The organism is Edaphobacter aggregans DSM 19364 (assembly GCF_000745965.1).
Taxonomy (GTDB): Bacteria; Acidobacteriota; Terriglobia; order Terriglobales; family Acidobacteriaceae; genus Edaphobacter; species Edaphobacter aggregans.
Map to the genome: position 1 here is coordinate 1 of NZ_JQKI01000284.1, position 2813 is coordinate 2813.

General features: G+C 57.0%; 4 protein-coding genes and 1 pseudogene. 4 read left to right on the forward strand and 1 reads right to left on the reverse strand.

The features are described from left to right. On the forward strand, positions 1–182 hold a 182-nt coding region (locus Q363_RS43485), incomplete at its 5' end, for a hypothetical protein (protein ID WP_035358588.1). A gap of 299 nt (positions 183–481) precedes the next feature. Here the strand turns inward: Q363_RS43485 and Q363_RS31185 are convergent. Beyond that, complete coding sequence (locus tag Q363_RS31185; RefSeq protein WP_035358589.1) at positions 482–1642, reverse strand: hypothetical protein; 1161 nt, start codon at positions 1640–1642, stop codon at positions 482–484. Between the two features lie 264 nt (positions 1643–1906). Here Q363_RS31185 and Q363_RS45985 point away from each other — a divergent pair. The 3 genes and pseudogenes from Q363_RS45985 to Q363_RS31195 form a co-directional block, all read left to right on the forward strand. Beyond that, a pseudogene (locus Q363_RS45985) lies at positions 1907–2206 on the forward strand (recombinase family protein); the annotation flags it as partial. After that, complete coding sequence (locus Q363_RS45990; RefSeq protein ID WP_342667476.1) at positions 2195–2386, forward strand: helix-turn-helix domain-containing protein; 192 nt, start codon at positions 2195–2197, stop codon at positions 2384–2386. The pseudogene Q363_RS45985 and the gene Q363_RS45990, both read left to right, overlap by 12 nt. A gap of 31 nt (positions 2387–2417) precedes the next feature. Then, positions 2418–2660: a hypothetical protein gene (locus tag Q363_RS31195; RefSeq protein ID WP_035358591.1), complete on the forward strand. Its 243-nt coding sequence runs from the start codon at positions 2418–2420 to the stop codon at positions 2658–2660. Positions 2661–2813 lie beyond the last annotated feature (153 nt).

A 2813-nucleotide genomic window follows, 5' to 3' on the forward strand; every position in this document is an offset into this window, starting at 1 on the left:
CACCACTGGGTGGACTCTTGCCGACTGGACCGATCTTTATTCCGGCCGAGCTGATCCGCCAGAAGCAATCTCAGAGCCGACAAGAGTCGGTGATGAAGCGCGGTGCTTCTGGCCAACCGGCCATTGCCCCTCTTACGGCTGAATTACTCTCGCAGCGGTGGATACAGAGCCGGGTTTCTTGAGCTTGAGTGTTCTCGTGCACGACGCACCCTGTTGCGGACTGGCCCGGGTCCCTTGCAGTGGCGCGTTGTTACCGAAATCTGAACTTTCCTGGCACTTCGCTGTTCCCCTTAGCTAAACCACCGCGTCACATCTCGACTCTACCCGTATTCTGAGGGGACCCCTACCTGTAGAAAACTGCCCTCTCGAGCCCAAACTTATTCCATGTGTGCCGCGTGATTGAGGTCTTCCCAAGAGGATTGCCCGGAATAAGCAAGGGTGGCCTACGCCAAGAGGGGAGTCGCCTATACGGCTCACGTGATTATTCTCCCCCGGCAGGCTTTATCTTCGGCAGCCATACTTCGAGTTGTTCCTTCGGCGAAGGCAAGCCGATTCTCACAACTCGTGCATCGGGATAGGCCTTACGCAAAATCTCTACGCATCGATTCGCTATTGCTAGATCCGACTCATTGAAATATCTGACCTGCGCTGTGTCAGGCATCTTCTGAGTTGGGATTTTCTGCACCTTGGACTCGACGTTAGCAGAGGGCCAGCCGGCACGGAGGAGTTGAACGACCTTCGCGCCCGAGGCTGGGCTATCCTGAACATCCATCTGTACGTACATGTGCGGCGGCTGGGGCTCGACCGATGCTGGAGAACGGCCGGAAACAACCGATGCTTCCACAGGCTTCGGAGTCGGATGCGCAATGGAGGCAGTCGGCCCATTGCCAAACTCTGAAAGCAGTTCTACGATCGGTTGCCTCTCATTGTCAGAGACGCTCACCGTAGACGATCCCGGATTGTCGTCGATGCTGAACCCACCGATCTTTGCCAGCTGAGCCTTGACCGTTGCAGGATTGTCTACCCTCACGGTAAAAGTCATCTTGCCGAGTACCGTTCCGCGGATCAGGCGCATACCCGGGTGGTCTGAGATGTATTTCCCGCAGTTGCCCTGGCCGGTGACCTGTTCCACCGACTTGTCGTCCATGATCTGAATCTGTGTGTCTGCGATCGTGTACTGGACGTTTTGCGATTGCTTCAGATTTACTCCAGCGCTATCAAGTCCCCGAAGTGCGCCCGATCCAAGGTTTGCGGCAAGAGCGGTGTCGCGAGACATCGTATAGGAAGGGAATAGGTGCTGCGCAGCGAACGGCTTAGGAAGAGGTGTGGGGACGCAATCTTCGAGGTCCGCTGGGACAGAACCGGTCGGACGGAGCAGCGTGCCCAATGGGTACGCAGTTGTCGCTACGATCACGCTGAAATCTTTGCCGCCACCGTACTGCTTTAACACTCTGTCAGCCAGATCCTGCTGAAACTGATCGAAGTCGCCCACGCTCTGCGTAGAGATATGATTTCCAGTGCCGGTGGTGGTGGTGACGATGGGATTCTTCGGCAGATGGGTGAAATGCCATGCAACGGCGACGGCGACCAGAACGACTGCGACAGCAATCAGTCCAACAACTTTCTTGATTGCGTGAGTCATCTATCGAGTTCCTTAGCAAAGCGGAACCCCACATAGTGCGGGGCATCCAATCATCGTCTCAGAAAATGTCTTTTGCGTGGAGATATTATGAAGCAGTTCTCACTTCGCTGTCGCATCAGGTAGACTTGGGGAGACCACCAACCGCACAGGTACCAGTTATCTCGCCTACAATGCGCCGCGATTTGAACTTGCTACGGTTACCGTGGCGTCGAGCGCCTATCGGCGGATTCCGCTTCGACCGGAAAAGCCGAGTCATACGAGCGTGCAGCCACCGGCAAGGAAGCGAAGCGGCCCCAACTGGAGGCCATGCAGAGCTTCGTCCGCGACGGCGATACAGTGTTTTGTCACTCGATGGACCGGCTGGCCCGCAACCTCGATGATCTGCGGAGAATCGTGCTGGGGCTGACGGAACGGGGCGTCCATATCGTCTTTGTGAAGGAAAACCTGACCTTCACCGGCGAGGATTCGCCCATGTCGAATCTGTTGCTGAGTGTCATGGGGGCGTTCGCCGAAAGAGAGCTGATCCGCGAGCGCCAGCGTGAGGGGATTGCGATCGCAAGGCGGGAAGGGAAGTACACCGGCAGGAAACCGTCTCTGACGCCCGCGCGCGCGGCCGAGTTGCGCCGGCGCGTTGCCCTGGGCGGCTCAAAGGCTGGGCTAGCTCGTGAGTTCGGTATTATCCGGGATACGCTATATCGATATGTCCCGGTCAAAAAACGTCGGGCCGGGAAAGTTGCAAAATGACTTGTGTGCAGGGAATCGGAGGAGGGAAACGATGAGTGAATCGGAGATGCAGGCGGAGTTGGAGCGCCTGCGGGCTGAGAATACCCAGCTCAAGAGCAAAGACAAGGGTGGTCTCACGTTGAAGGTGAGCGAGAAAGGCGGGGTCTCTCTGTACGGCATGGGCCGGTTTCCGGTCACGCTCTACAAAGAACAATGGCTCCGCATCCTGGCGAGTGCGCCGGAGATCGAGGCGTTCATCCGCGAAAACGACTCCAAACTGAAGACGAAGGAGTAGAGTTTGAAGAAAGGGGTCCAGAGTGCCATATGCTGTCCCTGCGGGAATGAGGAGATCTTCGCCCTGGGCCTCTGCGCGACCTGCTACACGCTAAAACGGCAGGATGCCGAGTATTTCGGGGGCCTGCGAGAGCAGGTCTTAGAGCGCGATAGA